General features: G+C 58.5%; 2 rRNA genes. Both read right to left on the bottom strand.

The features are described from left to right. Positions 1-529, bottom strand: a 23S ribosomal RNA gene (locus ACFCZN_RS21545); the annotation flags it as partial. Positions 530-988: 459 nt separating this feature from the next. Next, positions 989-1,074, bottom strand: a 16S ribosomal RNA gene (locus tag ACFCZN_RS21550); the annotation flags it as partial.

The raw sequence follows: 1,074 nt of genomic DNA on the forward strand, positions 1-1,074 counted from the left end.
TCCGCTATCGGTCACTAGGTAGTATTTAGGCTTAGCAAGTGGTCTTGCCAGATTCACACGAGATTTCTCGGGCCCCGTGCTACTTGGGATCCCCTTCGGGAGGCCGCACCATTTCGTCTACCGGACTCGCACCGTCTGTGGTCCGCCTTTCAATGCGGTTCGACTATGACACGACTTTCTGACTCCCCGGCGGACTGTCAGATCCACCAGAAGGGTCCCACAACCCCGAACACGCAACGCCTGACAGCTTTAACACGCGCCCGGTTTGGCCTCATCCGCTTTCGCTCGCCACTACTCACGGAATATCTCTTCCTGTCGGTACTGAGATGTTTCACTTCCCGACGTTCCCTCCACACACCCTATATATTCAGGTGCGGGTCACACGACATGACTCGTGCGGGGTTCCCCCATTCGGAAACCCTCGGATCACAGCTCGTTTGCCAGCTCCCCGAGGCTTATCGCAGGCTACAACGTCCTTCTTCGGCTCCTAGTGCCAAGGCATCCACCCTGTGCCCTTAAAAACTTCAACAAAAACAACAAAACTGCAGAGAACCAAGAACCACACCCGAAGGTGTGTCTTGATCTTTACAAAGATGCTCGCGTCCACTGTGCAGTTCTCAAACAACCAACGACCCCGACCCCCACCAGGACCCGCCTACCCCATCAGCTCCCGAAGAAGCAGACGACGCGGTTCGAGGTCCGAAGACCGGCCCGTACCAGGCACCCCACCAACCGGTGGCCGGTGACCTGAGGACCCAACAGTGTGCTCGACAAGCCCCCCACCCTCACCCGTGATGTTCCACCACCACCCCACCCGGCCCCGAAGGACCAGGCAGGCCGGCAGGTACTGACACCAGCAAGACCAGAAGACTCTTTCGTCAATGTTCCACCCATGAGCAACCACCCACCACACGTACGGCGATGGCGTGGCACCTGAACGACCCACCCACCAGCAAAGCCGGCGAGGCGAGCGTTGGTAGCTCCTTAGAAAGGAGGTGATCCAGCCGCACCTTCCGGTACGGCTACCTTGTTACGACTTAGTCCCAATCGCCAGTCCCACCTTCGACCACTCCC

The sequence above is a fragment of the Isoptericola sp. NPDC056134 genome (genome assembly GCF_042264825.1).
GTDB lineage: Bacteria > Actinomycetota > Actinomycetes > Actinomycetales > Cellulomonadaceae > Isoptericola > Isoptericola nanjingensis.